This window comes from Pseudomonas sp. LB3P93 (assembly GCF_054898025.1).
The window spans coordinates 3,951,423-3,972,243 of the sequence record NZ_CM142713.1 but is presented as its reverse complement, the minus strand read 5'-3'; the positions used below and the strand labels follow the sequence as shown (position 1 = coordinate 3,972,243).

Genomic DNA, 20,821 nt, shown 5'->3' with positions numbered 1-20,821 from the left:
GATGGCGACTCAGGGAACGACTTTGCCGAGCAAATTCTTTGGCCCGACGATCGCCGGTTTCTGGTCATAACCCAGGTCGGCCAGGAGCTTGCCCGTCGCACGAACCAGGGCATTGAACGTCGGTCTCTGTTTGGATGAACGCAGCGTTTGGGCGAGCGCGTAGGTGAACGCTCCGTACGAAATAACGCCGTGACGGTATTCGTAAGACAGTTGGGATTCGGCGCAGGCATACATGAGGATCGGCAGAAAGGGGCCTTCGTGCCTGTAGGCATCGCGTCGTTTGTTGTAGAGCTTGTCGTCGTAACCGCGCACCGCGATGGCCTGGCCAACCCGGCGGATACCCTCGCGATTGCTCACGGTATTGGCGGCCTCGGCCTTCTGGGCACTTTTGCGAGCCCGTTTCACCCAGTCACGCTCCACCCACATCTGCAACCCTGGTTCCCAGCGCAGCGCGCGGTGGCGGATGTCATCCGGCGGCGTCAGCCCTCGAGCGCGCCGAGCGCCCTCACGCGTCATGCCGCCGGAATGGCAGCAATCGAAGATCGTGATGAACTGCGTGTCGTACGGAAGCTGGATGTAGAGGTCGCGAAAGTCGTTGTCGACGATGGCGCGTGCCGGCGTCCAGTCGAAGTCCCACGGGCACAGGCACTCGTCGATGCGGTCGGCTTCGCCCGCGGCGTTGGTATTGGGAATCTGCGCACCGTGACCGGAATAGAAGAGCACCCGGCGATCACCCGCCTGGGCATCGTCGAGCAGCCAATGCAGGCGATCTCGAATGCCGGCGGCCGTAGCACGGTCGTCGAGTACGACGCGGATATCGTCCGGCGAAAATTTTGACTCTTGCAACAATGAACTCATCAGGAAAACGTCGTTGACGCAGCCTTCGAGTCGATCTGAAGGGTTGGGGTAGTTGTTGATGCCGATCAGCAAGGCCTTGTCCCGCGAGCGACGTACCGTACGCGCCTTGGGAACGGCAATGCCCAGTGACTTGTCGACGGCGGCGAGCCGTTTGTCGAAACCTCTCGCTCTGCCAGCCTGCAAAAGGGGGCCCCAGACATTGGTCACGGTTTCGGCATGGCCGAGGTAAAAAGTCGCATCGTGATTGAGGACGTCCCCCGGTTTGTCGAACGGTGTCATGACCTGGGTGAAGTTGGTATCGCGCAGATACAGCGGCGCCGTAAACACCTGATCGTGCTCGTTGTAGAGGTGGTACCACTTGCGCGCGTCGTCGATTCCCTCGATGCGCCCGCCAAACGTTTCGCGTACCGCCGGGTTGGCAATCTGCGAGCCGAACGTGATCAGCACTCGGTTGCTCATCAGGGAGGGATCCCGACGGAACGTGTCATAGGCGACCAGCGTACCCAGGCTGTGCGCGCAGACGATGTCCGGTTGCGAAGCGCTGATAACGTCGGCGAGATCCTTACGCAATTGGGTGCGCAGCGCCTCGTCTGCCGACCACTGGGCGACCATGCCGGCCGTCCAGCGCAGGCGGTCGGGAAACTGACCGATGCCCCGGTTGCGCCGGAACACGTCACCCACTGAATGGATGACCGCGCTGGTCAGCAGGCGCAGCGTAGCCTCGGCGATGTCGGACGCACCCAGGCCGCTGGAGGAAAAGCGCTCGTCGTATTGAAAATAATCCAGCTCGAGGTCCGCACTCGGCGCCACCCGCGACACCGCCGTGGTAATCGCCCGGTGCCAGGACTTCTGAAAACTCTCGTCTGCCTCTTCGTGGCCAATGCCATGTATACACAGAATTTTAATTTTCATGTTCATTCCCTTGCAGTGACAGCGAACTTTGCCGGCGACGTTCAAAGTGAGTTTCTGAGTAGTGGACTATTAGCGTCTGGCCTTTGAGAGGGCATGTTGTTGAAACAAGTGCTGTCGTGTTGAGCATATTAGAGGCGTTAAATTAGTTCGAATTTTTTTTATGATGAATTGGAATGAAGGCGCCATTTTTCAGTTGGGTCAGTTGTTGCTGATTAGTGATATTAATAAGCTAATGATTTATATGATTTTATATAAAATTAAAAAATGTTGGTTTCTGCAATTAAAGCAATTACAGGGTGCGAATTTTTAGATTTAGAGCGAGAGTTATTGAGCTCTGCGGCTTCTGGGTTTTAAGTGTCTTACTTGCGTTACAAATAAGTGTGCCAAGCTTGAAACAGCAGAGTCATTTTTGAAACAGTTAATGTGCTTAATGCTATGTGAAAAGAAATAATCAGGGTCTGCAGGAGACTCTTGACGCCGCAGTTGAAACTTCGAATGAAGAACCAAAGCAGTCCGCTCACGACAATAATGTGCGGCTTGCGAAGTTCCTCGAACTCACCGCCGATCCAGGACATGGAAACGGCACGACTGTCGTAAAAACGACCTGTTTACGCTGAACGCGAACCTTGGTCATTTTTCTGTTGAACGAGTGTTCAGCTTCGACTATGTTCGTTCCACCTCCCCGGCTGGTTGCGCGGGCTTGCGTTTCTTCTTTTCGAACGAGGCACTGGCATGCGGTTTTCTCCCTTTGTTGAGTGGATTTCAGGCGACGGCGTTGCCGCCTGGGATATTCACAATGCGGCCTTTGAAGCCCAGCGTCGTGGTGAGGATGTGATCATTCTCAGCGTCGGCGACCCGGATTTCCCCACCCCCGATTTCATCACCGATGCCGCGATTCATGCACTGCGTGAGGGAGACACCCACTACACCGAGATCGCCGGTCGCCAGGCGTTGCGCGAAGCCATCGCCGCCCGGTACAGCCAGCTGTTCGACCGCGAGGTGACAGCGCCAAACGTCATCATCTCGGCGGGGGCACAGAACGCGCTGTTCATCACCTCGATGTGCCTGCTTAATACCGGCGACGAAGTGATTGCCCTGGACCCGATGTACGTGACTTACGAGGCGACGCTCAAGGCTTCCGGCGCCACGTTGGTTCGTGTGCCGTGCTCCGCGGATTCGGGTTTCCGGCTCGATGCCGCCGTGCTGGCCAAGGCCATTACCCCGCGCACCCGGGCGATGTTCTTCTCCAATCCGAATAACCCCACCGGCGTAGTACTCAACCGCGAAGAGCTGCAAGCCATCGCCGACCTCGCCATCCAGCATGACCTCTGGGTCGTGGTGGACGAGGTCTACGAAAGCCTGACCTTCGAACGCGAGCACCTCAGCCTGGCGGCGTTGCCGGGCATGGCTGAGCGGTGCGTGGTGATCGGCAGTCTGTCGAAATCCCATGCCATGACGGGTTGGCGAACCGGCTGGATCGTCGCCGATGAAGCCCTCGTGGCGCACGCCGAAACCATGGTGTTGAGCATGCTTTACGGCTTGCCGGGTTTTGTCATGGAGGCTGCGCTCAAAGCCGTGCAAGCCCATGAGGACGTGACCCACGGCATGCGCGATATCTATCGTCGGCGTCGCGATCTGGTGGTGAGCAGCCTGTCGGATTGCCCGGGGATTTCAGTGCTCAACCCCGATGCCGGTATGTTCGTATTGATGGACGTGCGCGACACCGGCCTGACCTCGCTGGAATTCGCCTGGCGTCTGCTGCGTGAAGCGCATGTATCGGTGCTGGATGCGGCGGCTTTCGGCGAGCCGGCCCAAGGTTTTGTGCGGCTCTCGTTCACCCTCGGTGAAGAACGACTGGCCCAGGCCTGCCAGCGTATTCGCGACTTTGTCCTGGTATTGAAAGGCGAAGCGCCGCGACCGGTAATCTGCCGTGTCACTTGCGAAGCGGTGGTTGCTCCCGTCACGACCAAGACCATGATCGAGGTCGATGGCCTGCACAAACGCTTCGGCAATATCGAGGTCCTCAAAGGCGTTTCCCTGACGGCCCGCGAAGGCGATGTGATCTCGCTGATCGGTGCCAGTGGCTCGGGAAAAAGCACCTTGCTGCGCTGCATCAACATGCTCGAAGTGCCGGACCAGGGGCGCATTCTGGTGGACGGCGAAAGCATTCACCTGAACTTTGATCGTCCCGGCACGCCGCTGGTGAAGGACGCCAAGCAACTGGTACGCATCCGTTCGAGCCTGGGCATGGTGTTCCAGAACTTCAACCTCTGGCCCCATCGCACGGTGCTGGAAAACCTCATCGAAGCCCCGACCCAGGTCCTGCGTGAAAGCCGTGCGGAGGCCACTGAACGGGCCGAAGCCTTGCTTGAACGCGTGGGGCTTGCGGCCAAGCGCAACGAGTACCCGGCGTTTCTCTCCGGGGGACAGCAACAACGGGTGGCCATCGCCCGGGCCCTGGCCATGCGGCCCAAGGTCATGCTGTTCGATGAACCCACCTCGGCACTCGACCCGGAACTGGTCGGCGAAGTGCTGCGGGTGATCCGCTCCCTCGCGGAAGAAGGCCGGACCATGATCCTGGTGACTCATGAAATGGCGTTCGCCCGCGATGTCTCTTCCAAAGTCGCCTATCTGCACCAAGGGCTGATCGAGGAAGCCGGTACGCCGGACGAAGTGTTCGTACACCCACGCAGCGAGCGTTGCCGGCAATTCGTCAACGCTCATCAGACTCGCTAATAACATCATAAAAAGACGGGGCAAAATCATGGGAAATCGACGTTTGGCAAACTGGTTTACGGGCGTGGCCTGCGTGTTGCTGGCCGGGATGAGCGCGGCCCAAGCGCAGCCGATCAGGTTCGCGGTCGCGGCCGAACCCTATCCGCCGTACACCGAGAAGCAGGCCAACGGTGAATGGAAAGGCTTTGAAGTCGACCTGATCCACAAACTGTGCAGCGAAATGAAAGCCGAGTGCGAGATCAAGGAAGTGGCGTGGGACGGGATCATTCCGTCGCTGCTGGCAAAGAAGATCGACGTGATTTTCTCCTCCATGTCGGTAACTGAAGAACGCGAGAAACAGATCGCGTTCAGCAAGGCCTATTACGATTCGGTGATCGCGATTGTCGGGCCGAAAGGCACGTCGGTGAAAAAGTACCCGGATGACCTCAAGGGCAAGATCATCGGCGTGCAGAACTCGACGGTGAGCGCCAGTTACCTTAAGCAGTACTACGAAAAAATCGCCGACGTGAAGTATTACGACACCCAGGACTCGGCCAACGCCGACCTGATTGCCGGTCGCATCGACCTGATGATGGCCGACGGCACGGCCATGGCGGCCTTCGTGCAGACCCCCGATGCGAGCAATCTGGAATACCTCGGCGCCGTGCCGTATGACCCGATCTTCGGTAAAGGCGTAGGCGCCGGCCTGCGCAAGGATGATGCCGAACTCAAGGCCAAGCTCGACAAGGCCATCACCTCCTTGCTGGCCAGCAAAGACTATGACGACCTGTCGCAACACTACTTCGGTACCAGCGTGAAACCTGCCTTCTGACCTGACTCGGAACCTGTGGGAGCGGGCTTGCCCGCGATGCTTTTGGCGGCCTCAAGGGTCCCATCGCGGGCAAGTCGGATCGCCGCACCGCCGCTCCCACAAGGTATTGCGTCAGACAGTGATTGCGCTAACTGGAGACTGAAATGCCAGCCATGTTCGAATTGATCAACTTCAGCGAAACAGGATGGGGCGGTGCGCTGTTGAAGGGTCTTTGGATGACCCTGCAAATATCGGCCGGGGCCTTTGTGGTCGGGCTGTTCATCGGTCTAGTGGTGGCCTGCCTGAAGCTTGGCGCGCCAAAACCCATTGCGGCGCTGATGCGCGGTTACACGACCTTGTTCCGCGCGATTCCGGAGTTGCTGCTGATCCTGTTGCTGTACTACGTCGGCTCCATGCTCCTCAATTCGCTGATGACCCAGATGGGCTACGGCGTCATGAATGTCAGCGGTCCGCTGGCCGCCATCGTGGTGCTGGGCCTGGTGCAGGGCGCCTACGCCTCGGAGATTTTCCGGGCGGCGATCCAGGCGATCCCTTTCGGCCAGATCGAAGCGGCGAGGGCATTCGGCCTGAGCGGTTTCGGCCTGTTCCGGCGCGTCACGTTGCCGATCATGGCGCCGTACGCGATGGCCGGGATGGCCAACCTGTGGATCAACCTGATCAAGGACAGCGCATTGATCAGCGTGGTCGGCACCAACGAGCTGTTGTACACCGCCAAGCAAGGGGCGGGTTCGACGCGTCATTACTTGTTGTTCTACCTCACGGCCGCGGCGATGTATTACGCGGTGACGTTGGTGTCCAACTACCTGTCTGGACGGCTCGAGCGGCGTATCCGTCGCTGGATGCCTTTGGCTGAGTGAATGAAATGATTCCAGCGTGGATAGTTGAATACGCGGCGCTGTTGGGCCGGGGACTGCAAACGACCATCACCATCCTGTTGATTTCCAGCGTGTTCGGTTTCACCTTGGCGGTGCTGGTGGCGCTGGCGCGGATCTCGAAAAACAAGGTGATCGCCAAGGTCAGCCTGTTCTACACCAGCGTAACCCGCGGCACACCGTTGCTGATCCAGATCTACATTTTCTACTACGGGCTCGGCAGCCTCTTTGCGCAGTTCCCGCTGATACGCGGCAGTTTTCTCTGGCCCTATTTGCGCGACGGATACTGGTACATCGTGTTCGCCCTGGTGTTGTCGGTGGGCGCGTATGTCGGCGAAGTGATTCGCGGCGGTCTGCTGGCGGTGCCCAAAGGCGAGATGGAAGCAGCCTCGGCGTTTGGCATGACACCGCGCCAATCGCTGCTGCGGGTACGCTTACCTCGGGCGCTACGGTTGCTGTTGCCGACACTGGCCGGGGAGACCGTGATGTTGCTCAAATCCACGGCCCTGGCCTCGACGATTGCGATTGTCGATCTGCTGGGCGCGGCCAACGTGGTTCGGGCGCAAACCCTGCAAGTCTATGAGCCGCTGTTGCTGGTGGCCGGGGTTTATGTCTGTCTGACGTTCCTGATCGAGGCGCTGTTTGCCTTTGCCGAACGGCGCGGGACGCCCGTGCGCAGGTCGGTGTAATGAGCACGTCAGGGGTCGTCGACCGGTCGCTGCAGGGCATTGGTCTGTGCACGTTGGGGTACGCGTTCCTGGCGTTGCAGGACGCTGTGATCAAGTGGCTGGTGGCCGATTATTCGGTGGTCACCATTCTGTTCTGGCGCAGCCTGGTGGTGGTCGTTGCCTGCCTGTTGGCGGGGCGCCTGCGTCTGGTCCAGCGGGCCTGGCGTTCACCAAGCCGACGTTTGCTGGTGGTGCGCGGTTTGCTGTCGATTGTCGCCTGGCTGCTGTATTACACGGCCGCCCGGGACCTGACGCTGGCGGAAATGACCACCCTGTATTTTTCCGCGCCGATCATGGTCACGGTGCTGGCGGCGGTGATTCTCAAGGAGCGCTCCAGCGGCTGGCAGTGGTTTTCCCTGATCATCGGTTTTGTCGGGGTAATCATCGCCTGCCGTCCGAGCAACATCGCCGATCCATGGCCGATTGTGCTGACACTGCTGGCAGCAATGTGCTGGGCGTTCACTTACATCCAGTTGCGTCAGGTGGATGACCAGACCTCAGTGCTGGAACAGATGCTGATCACCAACGTGGTGTTTGTGCTGTGCATGACGGTCGCGTTGCCCTGGACGCACACCCCGGCACCCACTCCAGCCTGGCTGGGAATGCTGGTTGCCGGTCTGGTGGGCGGTATCGGTCAGTTCCTGCTGTTCGCCAGTTTTCGGCGGGCCACCGCGACCTTGCTGGCGCCGTTTGAATACACCGGGCTGATCTGGGCGTTTCTGCTGTCGAGTCTGATCTGGGGCACGCTGATGGACGTGTCGCTGATGATCGGTGCCGGGCTGATCGCGGTCAGCGGCACCCTGGCGATGATCTTCGGTCGTCACCCATCACAAGACGTCGTCGGCGCTGAATGCTCCGTGACGCAGCCCCTTTATCCAGCAACGACAGATATGGAGGCCGTTGGCGGGGCTGAAGGTTTCGGGGTTGAGGCACCACTCGATCCAGAGTCCGTCGAGCATCGCCGATAAACCGATGGCGGCCAGGCGCGTGTCGTGGATCACGAAGCCTTCGCTGGCGGCCATGTCATCGAGCAGCTGGCGCAGCAGGTCGAGGTAGGCGCGGTAGCTTTTTTCGTGGGACAGGCTGACGTGTTCGGAGTGCCGGATCAGGCTCCAGAACACCACCCAGACACTCAGCAATTGCGGGTCCATGACCCTTGGCGAAAAAGAGCCTTTGAGAAACGCGTCCATCTTTTCCGCCGGGGTGCCCACCTGCTGGATCTCATGGAGCAGGGCGGTGGTCAGTTCGTTCGCGATCTTCTGGTACGTGTCGGCAATCAGCGCATCGATGCTGCCGAAATGGTGATTGAGCAGGCCGACGGACACCCCGGCTTCAGTGGCGATACGGCGCACGGAAATGCCGGCATGACCGTCACGCACCAGACAACGCACCGTGGCGGCCACCAGCATTTCGCGGCGCTCATCGGGTTCTGCGCGACGGTTCTTTGGAGAGGGGGTTGTCACAAGGGAATCCTTGGGTGCAGTGCCTGGTTGGCGAGCTTAGTTGAACATCCGTTCAATCTCCAGTGTCGGCCACCGCGATGCACCGGTTTTTAACGTTCATGACGGGGGAGGACAAGCAGATGGCGCAGGATATTTCGTTCAGTGTTCGCAACAATAACGGCGAAGCGGTGCCGGTCGGCGCGTGGCGTTTCGAGGGCGACGGCAGCGGGCCGAAGGTGCATTTGCAGGCCGGCGTGCATGCCGATGAAATTGCCGGGATGCTGGTGCTGCACCTGTTGATGCAGCGGCTTCACGTCGTCGAGGCCGAGGGGCGGCTCAAGGGCCGTGTGACGGTGGTGCCGCAAGCCAATCCCCTGGGCATCGGGCAGTTTCGCCAAGGGCGGATTCTCGGTCGCTTCCACGATGCGACCGGGCATAACTTCAACCGTGCGTTCGACCAGTCCGCCGCGATGGAGCGACCTTCGACCAACGTCCAGGAATGGCAAAAAAAACTGGTGCAACTGGCGGCCACCGCGGATGTGATGCTCGACCTGCACACCGATGACGAGGCCTTGCCGTACCTCTACGTGCACCGTAGTTTCTGGCCCCGAGGTCGCGAACTGGCGGCGGCGATGAAGATGGATGTGGCGATCATCTGGGATGACGGCGGTGACGGCTCCTTCGAAGAAACCATCATTGCGCCGTGGCTGCGCGATGGCGTCACCGACCAGCGCATGGCCGCGACCCTGGAGCTGCGCGGGCAGGGCGATGTCAGCGATCGGCTGGCCGAGCAGGACGCCGCAGGACTGTACGCCTGGCTGTGCAGTTGCGGGGTCATCGATGAGGCGTTGTCACCCGGAGACTGGCCCGTCGAGGTGATGGAAATGGGGCAGATGGAGACCATCCTCGCCCCGCAACCCGGGGTGCTGATCTTTGAAAAGGAACTGGGCGATTTTGTCGAGGAAGGGCAGCGGTTTGCGCGGATTCTGCGGCGCCCCGGTGATCCGTCTTCCGAAGTGGTGCTGGTGGCCGAGCAAGCAGGGCGGATGGTCACACGCTACCGGGATCGATTGGTATCGCAGGGCATGGTCGTGGCGAAATTCACCGGACGCCGTGTGTCGCGTAACTGGACCGGCGGTCTGCTGGACCCGAACTAGGCACAGAGCATCCGGCCACCCCCGCTGAACAAAAGCGGGGGTGGCCGTCACGCTAGTTTCCATCCGCTACTTTGCGTTCTATCTCGGCTATTTTCCGCCTCTGCGCCTCTGCTTCCTCCTCTTCGGGAAGCGTTGCTGGATCGACCTCTTCGGCGTCCCTGTCTTTCCGATCCCTTTCGGTGTCATTGACACTGTCATCGCTGTTCATCGCGCGTACCTCCGTTGACCTACACATTGGACGTCAGCGATATGGATGGAGTTCGAGATTTTTTCCCGGTGACTCCGGCATCTGATCAGCCAGCGCTTCAAGCGATCCTTGACGAGTGTAAAAGAAGCCAGTAGCTTTCTGGAATGATCATTCCAGTAAGGATTGCCCGATGCGCCCCAAGGAGTTTGAGCATGACGAAATAGTCGAAGCAGCCATGCAGGTTTTTTGGCAACTCGGCTATTGCGCCACCTCGATACAACATCTGGTTGACGGTACCAAGCTGTCTCGAAGCAGCCTGTATAACGCGTTTGAGAGCAAGCATGGATTGTACGAACATGCGCTGCGCCGGTATCACGATCTGACTGCTGCGAACGTAGTCCTTCTTCAAGAGCCGGGTTCAGTCAAAGGACTGATCCAGCAGTTGCTGATGAGAATCGTGAATGATGAACTTGGCGATGCCGGACAACGGGGTTGTCTTGTCGCCAATGCCTCCCTGGAATTGGCCGGGCAGGATGAAGCCGTCGCTGAGTTGGTATCCGGCAACTTTCTGCGTCTGGAGAAAGCGCTGGAGCGTGCGCTCATCCGCGGTCAGGCAGAAGGCGAAATCGCCATGCACAAGAACCCTCGCGCACTTGCACGCTTTATCGTGAACACGATCCAGGGCCTTCGTGTATTGAGTAAAGGCAGCGCCAGCCAGAACCGTCGGCAACGCTTGCTGGATGTGGTTGATGTAGCGATGGACGCGTTGTAATCCAGGACGGCTGTTGTCATGCGCAAGTAGCAGTCTGCGAGACGCAGGCTTTTTTTGTCTGGTTTTGGAATGATCATTCCATAAGGCACATTCACATCAACCAGCCATCAGGAGAACAGGAATGTATTTATTATCAGGGAGACTAAGATGACCACCCACCGCGACAATGGATCGATAACAACGAGCTTCGAAGAAGCGCCTTCTGCGCAAAGGCTGCCTGTGTGGAGGCTATTGGCATTCACGATGGCTGGCTTCATTACCATCATGACGGAAACCATGCCCGCCGGCCTGTTGCCTTTGATCGCGCAGGGGCTTGGCGTCACGCAGGCCATGGCGGGTCAACTGGTCACACTCTATGCCTTGGGCTCGGTGGTGGCAGCAATCCCGGTTGTTGTGGCTACGCGAAAATGGCGCAGGAGGCCGTTGTTTCTGTTGGCGATTGGCGGGCTGCTGGTCTTCAACACCGTGACGGCGTTGTCCTCTCACTACCTATTGACCCTGGTCGCGCGGTTCATCGCCGGAATGGCGGCGGGCGTGATATGGGGGCTGTTGGCGGGTTATGCGCGACGCATGGTGCCCCATGATTTGCAGGGAAGGGCTCTGGCGGTGGTGGGCATCGGTCAACCCGTTGCGTTGTGCCTCGGTGTGCCACTAGGCACGTGGCTGGGTACTCTGTTTGATTGGCGTGGCGTGTTCTGGATCATGTCGGCCCTCGCTTTACTGCTGTTCGTGTGGGTGCGTTTTGGGGTACCTGACTACGCGGGACAAACCGAACGTCAGCGCCAGCCGATCCGCAGAATACTGCTGACCCCGGGTCTGTGTTCGATTCTGTTGGTGATTTTCGTTTGGATGCTTGCGCACAACATCCTTTACACCTACATCGCGCCATTTCTGGTTTCCGTCGGGCTTGGCCAGCGGATCGACCTTGTGCTTCTGCTCTTCGGTATCAGCTCCATCCTTGGCATCGTTGTGACGGGAATGTGGGTGGATCGGGGTTTACGTGTGCTGACGCTGCTGAGCCTGGCAGGCTTTGCGATCGCCGCTCTGGTGTTGGGACTGGCAGGCAGTTCTCCCGATTTTGTGCTTCTGAGCGTTGCAATCTGGGGGCTGACATTTGGTGGCGCTCCCACGCTACTACAGACAGCCATCGCCGATACGGCGGGTGACGGTGCCGATGTCGCACAGTCAATGCTGGTGACTATTTTCAACCTGGCAGTGGCCGGCGGTGGCGTTGTGGGTGGCTTGTTGCTGGAACATGCGGGGCCCGGTTCTTTTCCTCCGACATTGCTGGTATTGGCGCTACTCGGTCTGTCCCTGGTCTGGTTAGCCAGCGCCCATGGCTTCAAGCCTGGACATCGAGCAATCTTGCAATAGGCGTGGTCAACAGGCTGTAAACTGGCCGCACTAAAGGCGTTACCACCTCAAGCAAGAGATCCTTATGGCAAACCAAGACATCACTTTCACCCCCGATCCCGATACGGACTCCATCTCCTCCGACGTCGCCGGTTTCGGCGGCATTCTGGTCTCCACCCAAATCCCTACCCACGCCGATGGCAGCCTGGAGCTGGGCGACATCACTCTGCAAAGCGAGTGCACGCTGCAGGCGCTGAAGGTCGCGCTGGAGCGCGCCGGCAGTTCCATGGACCGGGTTCTGCACCTGACCATCTACCTTACCGACATGGCCGACCGCGCCGCGTTCAACGAGGTCTACAAGCGCTTCTTCACCAAGCCGTGGCCGGTTCGTGCCGCCGTTGGTGTGGCCGCGCTGGCGGTCGAAGGCATGCGGGTGGAAGTCACGGCGATGGCAGCAAAAGCCTGAGGTTTCGGGTCAGGTGTGATGAAAATCCGCCTGACCCAGTTTCAAAAACAACGACGACTCATGCCTCTGTGCGACAAGCCTTATCCCTCTACGAAAATTAGTTTCGCCTCGTTTGAAAATCACCTCTCGAAATGTTTTATGAGTTTCACAACCCATTCGACGTGACCCTTTCGAGGAGTACCGCATGACCCTGTCCTTCGGCTATTGGCTGCTGGTGTATGCCGCCATCGCCATCATTGCCCTGATCGTTCTGATCGCCCGTTACCGACTCAATCCCTTCATCGTGATCACCCTGGTGTCCATCGGCCTGGCGCTGCTCGCCGGCATGCCGCCGTCCGGCGTGGTCGGTGCGTACGAGGCCGGGGTCGGCAAGACCCTGGGGCACATTGCGCTGGTGGTGGCGCTGGGCACGATGCTCGGCAAGATGATGGCCGAGTCCGGTGGCGCCGAGCAGGTGGCGCGGACCTTGATCGACCGGTTCGGCGAGAAGAACGCGCACTGGGCCATGGTGTGCATCGCCTTCCTGGTCGGGTTGCCGCTGTTCTTCGAGGTCGGTTTTGTGTTGCTGGTGCCGATCGCCTTTACCGTGGCGCGACGGGTTGGGGTGTCGATCCTGATGGTCGGCTTGCCGATGGTCGCCGGTCTCTCGGTGGTGCATGCCCTGGTGCCGCCGCACCCGGCGGCGATGCTGGCGGTGCAGGTGTATCAGGCGTCGGTGGGGCAGACCTTGCTCTACGCGATTCTGATCGGCATTCCGACCGCGATCATCGCCGGCCCGCTGTATGCCAAATTCATCGTGCCGCGCATTCAACTGCCGGCGGAAAACCCGCTGGAACGCCAGTTCCTCGACCGCGAACCGCGCGACAGCCTGCCGGGGTTCGGCATCACCATGGCGACGATTTTGTTGCCGGTGGTGCTGATGCTGATCGGTGGCTGGGCCAACCTGATTTCCACGCCGGGCAGCGGTTTCAACCAGTTTCTGTTGTTCATCGGCAACTCGGTAATCGCCTTGCTGCTGGCGACCCTGCTGAGTTTCTGGACCCTCGGCCTCGCCCAGGGCTTCAACCGCGAATCGATCCTCAAGTTCACCAACGAATGCCTGGCACCGACCGCCAGCATTACCTTGCTGGTGGGTGCCGGCGGTGGCTTGAACCGGATTCTGGTGGACGCCGGCGTGACCAATCAGATCGTCAGCCTCGCCGATGAATTTCATCTGTCGCCGCTGCTCATGGGCTGGCTGTTTGCGGCGTTGATGCGCATCGCCACCGGGTCCGCCACGGTGGCGATGACCACCGCGTCGGGGATTGTGGCGCCGGTGGCCATCGGTCTGGGGTATCCGCATCCGGAGCTGCTGGTGCTGGCGACCGGTGCCGGGTCGGTTATCTTTTCCCACGTCAATGATGGTGGCTTCTGGTTGATCAAGGAGTATTTCAACATGACCGTCGCCCAGACCTTCAAGACCTGGACCGTACTCGAAACCATTATTTCGGTGGTCGCTTTCGCGCTGACCGTGGGTCTTTCTTACCTGATCTGACCCGAACATCCCGATCGCATTGCTCAAGGCTCATGGTCTCCATCGAGCGCGTCATCGTGCGCGCCGCTGTTGGGGGCCAGCGGCGGAGAGCGGTCGCTAAACACTTAAAAAAACAAAAAATCACCCTGGAGCACCGTATGTTCAAGCGAGCAATCCCCACCGCATTCTTGTTGGCCACAGGTTCCCTGTGCGCTCAGGCAGCCGACTCTGCCGCCCACGGTTTTCTCGAAGACAGCAAAGCCAGCCTGTCGATGCGCACTTTGTACTTCAACAGTGATAACCGCGACGGCGCCGCCGAGCCCTCGAAAACCGAGGAGGCTGCCCAGGGTTTTGTATTGCGTTACGAGTCCGGGTTTACTCAAGGCACGGTCGGGTTCGGGATCGATGCCCAGGCGCTGCTCGGCGTAACGCTGGACAGCGGCACCGGGCGCCACAACGGTAGCGGTATGATCCCGACCGATGGCGACGGTGCAGCGGATGCCTGGAGCAGCTTCGGCCCGACGGCGAAAATGCGCGTTTCAAAAACCGAATTTCGCTACGGCACGCTGCTGCCGAAGTTGCCCATCCTGATCTCGAACGATGCCCGGGTATTACCGCAATCGTTCACGGGTGCGCAGGTCACCTCTAACGACATCGATGGCCTGATGCTGACCAGTGGTGTGCTTGAACACGCGGTCGGTCGTGCCTCGACTGACCGTACCGGCTTGTCGGTGGCGGGCAGCACCCAGGACAGCAACAAGTTTTATTTCGCCGGGGGTGACTACAACGTCACCAAGGACCTGAAGGCGCAGTATTACTTTGCGCAGATGGAGGATTTCTACAACCAGAACTTTTTCGGCCTGATGCACGTCCTGCCAATCGACGCCAAAAGCTCCTTTACCACTGATCTGCGTTATTTCCGCACGACGTCGACGGGGGCCAACAGTTCTGCTGCGGGCAGGGCGCAAGGTTATCGGGTGTCGGGTTATACCGAGGACAACAACGGTGAAATCGACAACAACACTTGGGTGGCGATGGTGACCTATGCCAACAGTGGTCATGCGGTGTCGCTGGGGCACCAGCAGGTGGGCGATGGCAGCAACTTCGTTCAGCCGAACCAGGGCAGCCTGATCGATAAAGGGGCGGGTGGTGGCAGTGTTTACTTGCCTACAGACCGGATGATCCAAAGCTTTGCCCGGGCGGGTGAGGAGACCAATTTCGGTCAGTACAGCTATGACTTTGCGCCTTTGGGTGTGCCGGGGTTGAAGGCGACGATCGTGTATCTGAAGGGGACGGGGATCAAGACGCAAAATGCGGGTGATCAGTCTGAGTGGGAGCGTGATATGACGCTTGATTACGTGCTGCAATCGGGGTCGCTGAAGGGGCTCGGGTTTAGCTTGCGTAATGGCAAGTCAAACACTGATGCTGGGCGGAATGTGGATCAGAATCGATTCATCATTAACTACACGCTTTCGTTGATGTAACCCTTTTGGGGGCGTATCCGTTTCTGCGGTAACGGCCGCCTATGCCGCCGTTATCGGAGGAGCGGATATGTACCCCACCTCGATACCACCTCCAAGTCAGTAACCGCCACCAAGCGACGAACTGAACGCATCACTCATCATTCCGTTGGAACTCCCCATCACCCACCTTCGTCATCTGCAGTGAGGGAGACAGCACTCACTGCGAACTCCCGGAACGCTTGTTTACAGACAGAAGGCGAGGGATGACATGAATACTTCAGACAGCACGACCGGGAGTCAGCCAGATAAGCCCGATTCCGCAGGGCCGGAGCAGGGCTTTGAACACTTGAAGGAGGACGTGACAGAAGCACTTGAGGGCGCGCGACAACAGGCAGACGCGCAGTTCGGCCAATACCGCGACACTGCAGCCGATCAGATCGAGGCCTTGGCCAAGGGAGCGAAATCAGTCGTCTCCGAACTTGAAAGCAAGGACACGCTCGGCATGTCCGATTACCTGGCAGACATGGCGGACTCCATGAGTGGCCTGGCCGGAAACCTGCGCGGCAAAAGTGCCGAACAGCTGCTCCATGACGGAGCCGAACTGGCCCGCAGCAATCCAGGGCTGTTCATTGCCGGCAGCATTGCGCTGGGCTTCGGCCTATCGCGGTTCCTGAAAGCCGGCAGTTCCCCGGCGGCGACATTCCACGATGCCGACAACCCTGCAACCGGTCACTCAATGCCACCGTCCGGCGGTTTTGGTGCACATCGGCCCTATGAAACCTCCGTTGCATCACGCAGCGATCCAAACCCTGGCATTACGCCGGCCTCGCCGAACGAGCAAGACCACCCTTCGAACTTCGCAACCACTTCGACACCGGGTTCGACAAATTTCAATGGAGCACTGTGATGAACAGAGAAGAACCAGATTTTCCAGGCTCAAGACCGGTGCACGCGCCAGATCATGACGCCTCGGTCGTCGGGCTGTTACGTCAGTTATCCCGTGAAGTGCCCGCGCTGTTCACCAAGGAACTGGCGTTGGCCAAAGCCGAGCTTCAAGCCAGTCTCACGACGCTCAAAGCCGGGATTGCCGGTGTCGCCGGGGGGGCAATTGTACTGCTGGCGGGGTTCATCATTTTGTTGATGTCCGCGGTCTACGGCCTCAGCACCATGATGGCGCCGTGGCTGGCGGCACTGATTGTCGGCGTTGTGGTGATGATCGTTGGATTCGCCATGTTGCAGTCAGGGAAAAAACAATTCGAGCCGTCCAACTTCAAGCCTGATCGCACGCTGGATGCTTTGAACAAAGACCAGGAAGCGCTGCGGAGGAAAGTCTCATGAACAGTGAATTCGACATCGAAGCGGCAAAAAGCCCCGAAACCATCGAGCGTGAAATCGACGCGCAGCGGGCGAGTATCGGCAACATCGTTGATGCGCTGGAAAGCAAGTTCACCCCTGGCCAGATGTTCGATCAGGCGCTGACGCTGATGCAGAGCAACGGCACGACATTCCTGACAAACCTGGGCACCAGCGTTCGCAATAATCCGGTTCCCGCCGTCCTGACATCCGTCGGTTTGCTGTGGTTGATGATGAGCCAGAATCGGCCACCGTCACCCCGTCCAGGCTATCGAGTCGGCCCGGACCAGAACACCGTTGGCGAATGGGCCGATGGCCTGGCTGACGGCATCGACAGTGCACGCGACCATTTGCATCAAACGGCGGACACGCTCAAGGACGGTTATCAAAACGTTAAGAGCAAGGCTGCACATCTGGGGGATAACCTGGGTGCTGCCAGCGACAACATCAGCCATGCCGTGCATGACGTCAGTGACCGATTGGTGCGCAATACGCAGGTGCTGGGCAATCAGTTCAGTCAGTTGTTGAAGGAGCAACCGCTGATGGTTGCCGCAGCAGGGATCGCCTTGGGCGCCATGTTGGGCGCGGCGTTGCCTTCGACAGCGACCGAGCAACGCTACATGGGCAAAACCAGCGCAGGCCTTGCCGACAAGGTAAAGCAGCAGGCAAGGGAGGGATTCGAAGCCGTGCGCGACACCGTGACCAAAACCACCGATCACTCGGAAGTAGAGACCAAACCGGAAGGGGAGTACCGCGCAGCCTCCGATACACCAGCCGATCTGTCCCGAGGTTTGGGCACATAAAGGGCTGCATGAAAGGCGGGAAGTCTGGCACAAACTTCCCGCTTTTCATCCGATTGCCGAGGCCCGTTAAGCAAGTTCAGCCACGACGCAATCTTTGTAGCAGCTGGCGAAGCCTGCGTTCGGCTGCGCAGCAGTCGTAAATCCTCGTCGCGCGGTTTTTCTGATACACCGCATGGTCTGATTTTACGACTGCTGCGCAGCCGAACGCAGGCTTCGCCAGCTGCTAGAAAACGACGTTTACGCAGAAATTGCTTAACTGACCGGCATCAGCCGTTGCGGGTATCACCCGACTGCAATGCGCAAGGCAAGAGGAGCATCGATGGACAAACACCTGAAGTTTGGCATTGAAGAGGAATACTTCATCATGGACCTGGACACCCGATGCATGGCCGAGAAGCCTCCCGACGCTTCGATCAAGGCGTGCCAGGTGGTGTTGGGCGATTGCTTCGCGCATGAGATGTTCCGGGGGCAAATCGAAGTCGCTTCGCCCATTTTCACCCGAGTCGCGCAAGCAACGGAGTACCTGTTTTCTGCTCGCACCAGGTTGCGGCACACGCTCGAAGGGTTCGGTCTGGGACTGGTCAGTGCCGGGAGCCATCCGTTGGCGGATTGGCGCCTGCAACAAGCCACGGACCAACCTCACTTTCTTCAATTGTTTGAAGACTACCAGCGCGTGGCAAGGCGCAGCGTGCTGTCCGGCCTGCACGTGCATGTTGAAGTGCCAGGGCATGTGGATCGCATTCGGGTGATGAACGAAGTCTTGCCGTGGATGCCATTGTTGTTGGCACTGAGTACGTCTTCACCCTTTTGGGACGGCGCCGACAGCGGCTTTATGAGCTACCGGCAGACGGCGTGCGATGAGTGGCCGCGGATGGGCATACCGGAGTTCTTCGAAGATCAAGACGCCTATGACGCCTACGTCGCCTTGCTGATCCGCACCGGCACGATCAAGCAGGCGGGCGATTGCTGGTGGGGTTTACGACCCGCCGCGAAGTACCCGACGTTGGAGATGCGGATGACGGATGCTTGTCCACGCCTGGATGACGTGTTGTGCATTGCCTCCTTGTTTCGATTACTGGTTGCCCATGCCATTGATCAACCTCACCCCGGGGCGAGTTATTCGCAGGCGTCGCAATGGATTCTCAAGGAAAATCGGTGGCGGGCGAAACGATCCGGCATCCACGCAGCCTTCATCATTGAAGGTTACGACCGGCCGTTCTCTGCCGGGCAATGGCTGTTCAGGGCGCAACAGATCCTTGGCGATACTGCGCAAAAGATGGGTGTGGAGAACGTATTTGCCCAAGCCCGCCGGATTCTTCGAGATGGGACCAGTGCAGATCGGCAGAGGAGCGCCTATGCGCGAGCCTTGCGTGGTGGGAAGGATGTGCAAAGCGCTCTGTCGGACGTGGTGGGGCAGTTGCTGATGGAAACGTCGCAAGCGCCGTGCATCAGTGAAGTGGCGCTTATCTAAGCGCGGGCACTTGGCGAGAGGGCTTTTGTGGCGAGGGGATAAATCCCCTCACCACAGGGGGCTTGTTCGGCTGAAGTCCCGCTCGTAGCTTTTCAGCCCTGCAACGGCGGTGTCCGAGGCGGAACCAAGCGCTTGGAGCCAACCGACTCAAACGCCGCAGCAAAGCGCAGCAGCGCTGAATCGTCATAGGCTCGGCCGGCAAATGTCAGCCCGACCGGCATGCCGATGTCCGGCATGACGCCCATCGGCACCGTGACCGTCGGAACACCGAGGTGACGGATGGCGAGGTTGCCGTTGGCGACCCACACCCCGTTACTCCACGCGATGTCTGCCGACTGCAGATCGACATCGGCATTCGCCGGCCCGACGTCGGCCACTGTCGGGAACAGCACCGCATCAAGGTTCAGCCGATCCATCCAGTCTTCAAGGTCGATTCGACGGGTCTCTTCCAGTCCGCGCAAGCCGTCAGGCACCGTGACGATCCGGTCCCACGGCGTGATGCCGCGCTCGGCCATCTTCACGTATTCGTCCATGCCGGCGGCAAGGTCGTCTTCGCGGTTGGGCAGGGTGCCAGGGTCGTGCGGGAAAATCAGCGGTCCGTCGACATCGGCCAGACGGTTCAGTTTCGGATCACCGTTGGCCCGCAGGAAATCATCGAACGCCCAGGCCGACAGGTCCCACAACTCATGATGCAGGAATTCCTTGGACACCAGGCCGCGGGTGAACACGGTTGGCGCACCAGGACGATCACCTTCGCAATTAGAGACCAGCGGGAACTCGACTTCGATCACCTCGGCGCCAGCCGCTTCGAGTGCCTTGCGTGCGTCTTCCCAAAGGCTGATCACGCTAGGGCGGGTGTTGATTTTCTGCCCTGTCGGGCCACCGATTCCCGGCGCCTCGCTGGTGCCTGCTTCGGGGTCTGCGTTGATGTACATGCGCGGAACGCCGAAGCGTTTCCCCGCGAGTGAATCGGTGTTCACGGCCAGCTCGGCATAGGAGGCGGGGCGCACCGAAGCGACGCTCGGAATCGGCACCCAGGGTTGCATCCGCCACAGATCGCCCCGTGTGTCGGGATCCTCCGCCACCACCACGTCGAGCACTTCGAGCAGGTCCGCCATGGTTCTGGCGTACGGCACGACCACGTCCATTGTCGGCGTCAGCGGCCAGTTGCCGCGCACCGAGATCACCCCGCGCGAAGGCGTGTAGGCACACAAGCCATTGTTCGAGGCCGGGCCGCGTCCGCTCGACCAGGTTTCTTCGGCAAGGCCGAATGCCGCAAAACTGGCGGCGGTTGCAGTCCCGGCGCCGTTCGAGGAGCCCGAGGCAAAAGGGGCTGTCAGGTAGTCAGCGTTGTACGGGCTCTCGGCACGGCCATAGACCCCGCGCTGCATGCCGCCATTGGCCATCGGCGGCATATTGGTCTTGCCCAGGCAGATCGCCCCGGCGGCGCGCAGCCGTTCGATGGTGAACGCATCGCGATAGGCAATCAGGTTCTTGAAGGCCGGACTTCCAGACGCCGCCGTGAGGCCCTTCACCAGATAACTGTCCTTTGCCGTGTAGGGAATGCCATCCAGCGGACCCAGCGTTTCGCCCTTGGCCCGACGGGCATCGGACGCCTGCGCTTCCGTAAACGCTTCGGGATTGCGCACCACCAGGGCGTTGAGCGCGGTCGGCGTGTCGGGGCCGTCGTAGGCGTCGATCCTGGCGAGATAGGCCTGGACCAGCTCAACCGCAGTGGTCTGGCCAGACTCCAGCGCCGCACGCAGTTGGGCGATGGAAACTTCGGTGACTTCGATCATGCTGTTGTCTCAAAATGGGTGTTCATATCGGTTTCTCGTTGCACGGCAATACGCGACAGGGTCTGGACTTGGAGCCTGGGCGTTCTATTTAGCACCAAGGCGGGCGCAGAAGGAAACGGTGAAAC

At 59.5% G+C, this 20,821-nt stretch carries 18 protein-coding genes and 1 pseudogene; 15 read left to right on the top strand and 4 right to left on the bottom strand.

Annotated elements, in window-relative coordinates; genetic code table 11:
* Nucleotides 1-9 precede the first annotated feature (9 nt).
* The gene (locus ACYZT8_RS18045) at nucleotides 10-1,770 is read right to left on the bottom strand and encodes a caspase family protein (protein ID WP_461974738.1); all 1,761 of its coding nucleotides are present in this window, start codon (nucleotides 1,768-1,770) and stop codon (nucleotides 10-12) included.
* A 732-nt stretch (nucleotides 1,771-2,502) separates the two neighbouring features.
* On the opposite strand from ACYZT8_RS18045, the gene ACYZT8_RS18040 reads away from it, so the two are divergent.
* The 5 genes from ACYZT8_RS18040 (at nucleotide 2,503) to ACYZT8_RS18020 (ending at nucleotide 7,885) form a co-directional block, all read left to right on the top strand.
* Complete coding sequence (locus ACYZT8_RS18040; RefSeq protein WP_461974737.1) at nucleotides 2,503-4,506, top strand: aminotransferase class I/II-fold pyridoxal phosphate-dependent enzyme; 2,004 nt, start codon at nucleotides 2,503-2,505, stop codon at nucleotides 4,504-4,506.
* Nucleotides 4,507-4,534: 28 nt separating this feature from the next.
* Nucleotides 4,535-5,317 carry a transporter substrate-binding domain-containing protein gene (locus tag ACYZT8_RS18035; RefSeq protein ID WP_461974735.1) on the top strand — a complete coding sequence of 261 codons (783 nt, stop codon included), beginning with the start codon at nucleotides 4,535-4,537 and terminating at the stop codon, nucleotides 5,315-5,317.
* 143 nt (nucleotides 5,318-5,460) lie between these two features.
* A complete protein-coding gene (locus ACYZT8_RS18030) occupies nucleotides 5,461-6,174 on the top strand; it encodes an ABC transporter permease (protein WP_461974733.1) in 714 nt (237 codons plus the stop codon).
* A 5-nt stretch (nucleotides 6,175-6,179) separates the two neighbouring features.
* Nucleotides 6,180-6,878: an ABC transporter permease gene (locus ACYZT8_RS18025; RefSeq protein WP_461982532.1), complete on the top strand. Its 699-nt coding sequence runs from the start codon at nucleotides 6,180-6,182 to the stop codon at nucleotides 6,876-6,878.
* A complete protein-coding gene (locus tag ACYZT8_RS18020) occupies nucleotides 6,878-7,885 on the top strand; it encodes a DMT family transporter (protein ID WP_461974732.1) in 1,008 nt (335 codons plus the stop codon). The genes ACYZT8_RS18025 and ACYZT8_RS18020 overlap by 1 nt, the downstream gene beginning before the upstream one ends.
* Here the strand turns inward: ACYZT8_RS18020 and ACYZT8_RS18015 are convergent.
* Nucleotides 7,841-8,326: pseudogene (locus ACYZT8_RS18015) on the bottom strand (TetR family transcriptional regulator C-terminal domain-containing protein); the annotation flags it as partial. The gene ACYZT8_RS18020 and the pseudogene ACYZT8_RS18015 sit on opposite strands and share 45 nt — an antisense overlap.
* Nucleotides 8,327-8,499: 173 nt before the next feature.
* Here ACYZT8_RS18015 and ACYZT8_RS18010 point away from each other — a divergent pair.
* A complete protein-coding gene (locus tag ACYZT8_RS18010; RefSeq protein WP_461974730.1) occupies nucleotides 8,500-9,516 on the top strand; it encodes a M14 family metallopeptidase in 1,017 nt (338 codons plus the stop codon).
* A 52-nt stretch (nucleotides 9,517-9,568) separates the two neighbouring features.
* On the opposite strand, the gene ACYZT8_RS18005 is transcribed toward ACYZT8_RS18010, so the two are convergent.
* Nucleotides 9,569-9,724 (bottom strand): hypothetical protein, encoded by a 156-nt coding sequence (locus ACYZT8_RS18005; RefSeq protein WP_461974728.1) that lies wholly within the window; start codon nucleotides 9,722-9,724, stop codon nucleotides 9,569-9,571.
* Nucleotides 9,725-9,893: 169 nt separating this feature from the next.
* On the opposite strand from ACYZT8_RS18005, the gene ACYZT8_RS18000 reads away from it, so the two are divergent.
* From ACYZT8_RS18000 to ACYZT8_RS17960, 9 genes are all read left to right on the top strand, one after another.
* On the top strand, nucleotides 9,894-10,475 hold the full coding sequence (locus ACYZT8_RS18000) for a TetR/AcrR family transcriptional regulator (RefSeq protein WP_461974726.1): 582 nt from the start codon (nucleotides 9,894-9,896) through the stop codon (nucleotides 10,473-10,475).
* Nucleotides 10,476-10,622: 147 nt separating this feature from the next.
* Complete coding sequence (locus ACYZT8_RS17995; protein ID WP_461974724.1) at nucleotides 10,623-11,849, top strand: MFS transporter; 1,227 nt, start codon at nucleotides 10,623-10,625, stop codon at nucleotides 11,847-11,849.
* Between the two features lie 64 nt (nucleotides 11,850-11,913).
* On the top strand, nucleotides 11,914-12,294 hold the full coding sequence (locus tag ACYZT8_RS17990) for a RidA family protein (RefSeq protein ID WP_461974722.1): 381 nt from the start codon (nucleotides 11,914-11,916) through the stop codon (nucleotides 12,292-12,294).
* Between the two features lie 184 nt (nucleotides 12,295-12,478).
* Entirely contained in the window at nucleotides 12,479-13,828 is a 1,350-nt protein-coding gene (locus tag ACYZT8_RS17985) for a GntT/GntP/DsdX family permease (protein ID WP_461974720.1), read from the top strand.
* Nucleotides 13,829-13,965: 137 nt separating this feature from the next.
* Nucleotides 13,966-15,291, top strand: coding sequence for an OprD family porin (locus tag ACYZT8_RS17980; RefSeq protein WP_461974718.1), 1,326 nt, complete (start codon nucleotides 13,966-13,968; stop codon nucleotides 15,289-15,291).
* A gap of 247 nt (nucleotides 15,292-15,538) precedes the next feature.
* Nucleotides 15,539-16,177 (top strand): hypothetical protein, encoded by a 639-nt coding sequence (locus tag ACYZT8_RS17975; protein ID WP_461974716.1) that lies wholly within the window; start codon nucleotides 15,539-15,541, stop codon nucleotides 16,175-16,177.
* Nucleotides 16,177-16,608 carry a phage holin family protein gene (locus tag ACYZT8_RS17970; protein WP_461974714.1) on the top strand — a complete coding sequence of 144 codons (432 nt, stop codon included), beginning with the start codon at nucleotides 16,177-16,179 and terminating at the stop codon, nucleotides 16,606-16,608. The genes ACYZT8_RS17975 and ACYZT8_RS17970 overlap by 1 nt, the downstream gene beginning before the upstream one ends.
* On the top strand, nucleotides 16,605-17,426 hold the full coding sequence (locus tag ACYZT8_RS17965) for a DUF3618 domain-containing protein (protein WP_461974712.1): 822 nt from the start codon (nucleotides 16,605-16,607) through the stop codon (nucleotides 17,424-17,426). The genes ACYZT8_RS17970 and ACYZT8_RS17965 overlap by 4 nt, the downstream gene beginning before the upstream one ends.
* Before the next feature lie 319 nt (nucleotides 17,427-17,745).
* Nucleotides 17,746-18,897 (top strand): carboxylate-amine ligase, encoded by a 1,152-nt coding sequence (locus tag ACYZT8_RS17960; RefSeq protein ID WP_461974710.1) that lies wholly within the window; start codon nucleotides 17,746-17,748, stop codon nucleotides 18,895-18,897.
* Between the two features lie 92 nt (nucleotides 18,898-18,989).
* Here the strand turns inward: ACYZT8_RS17960 and ACYZT8_RS17955 are convergent, their stop codons facing one another.
* Complete coding sequence (locus ACYZT8_RS17955) at nucleotides 18,990-20,696, bottom strand: amidase (RefSeq protein ID WP_461974708.1); 1,707 nt, start codon at nucleotides 20,694-20,696, stop codon at nucleotides 18,990-18,992.
* Nucleotides 20,697-20,821 lie beyond the last annotated feature (125 nt).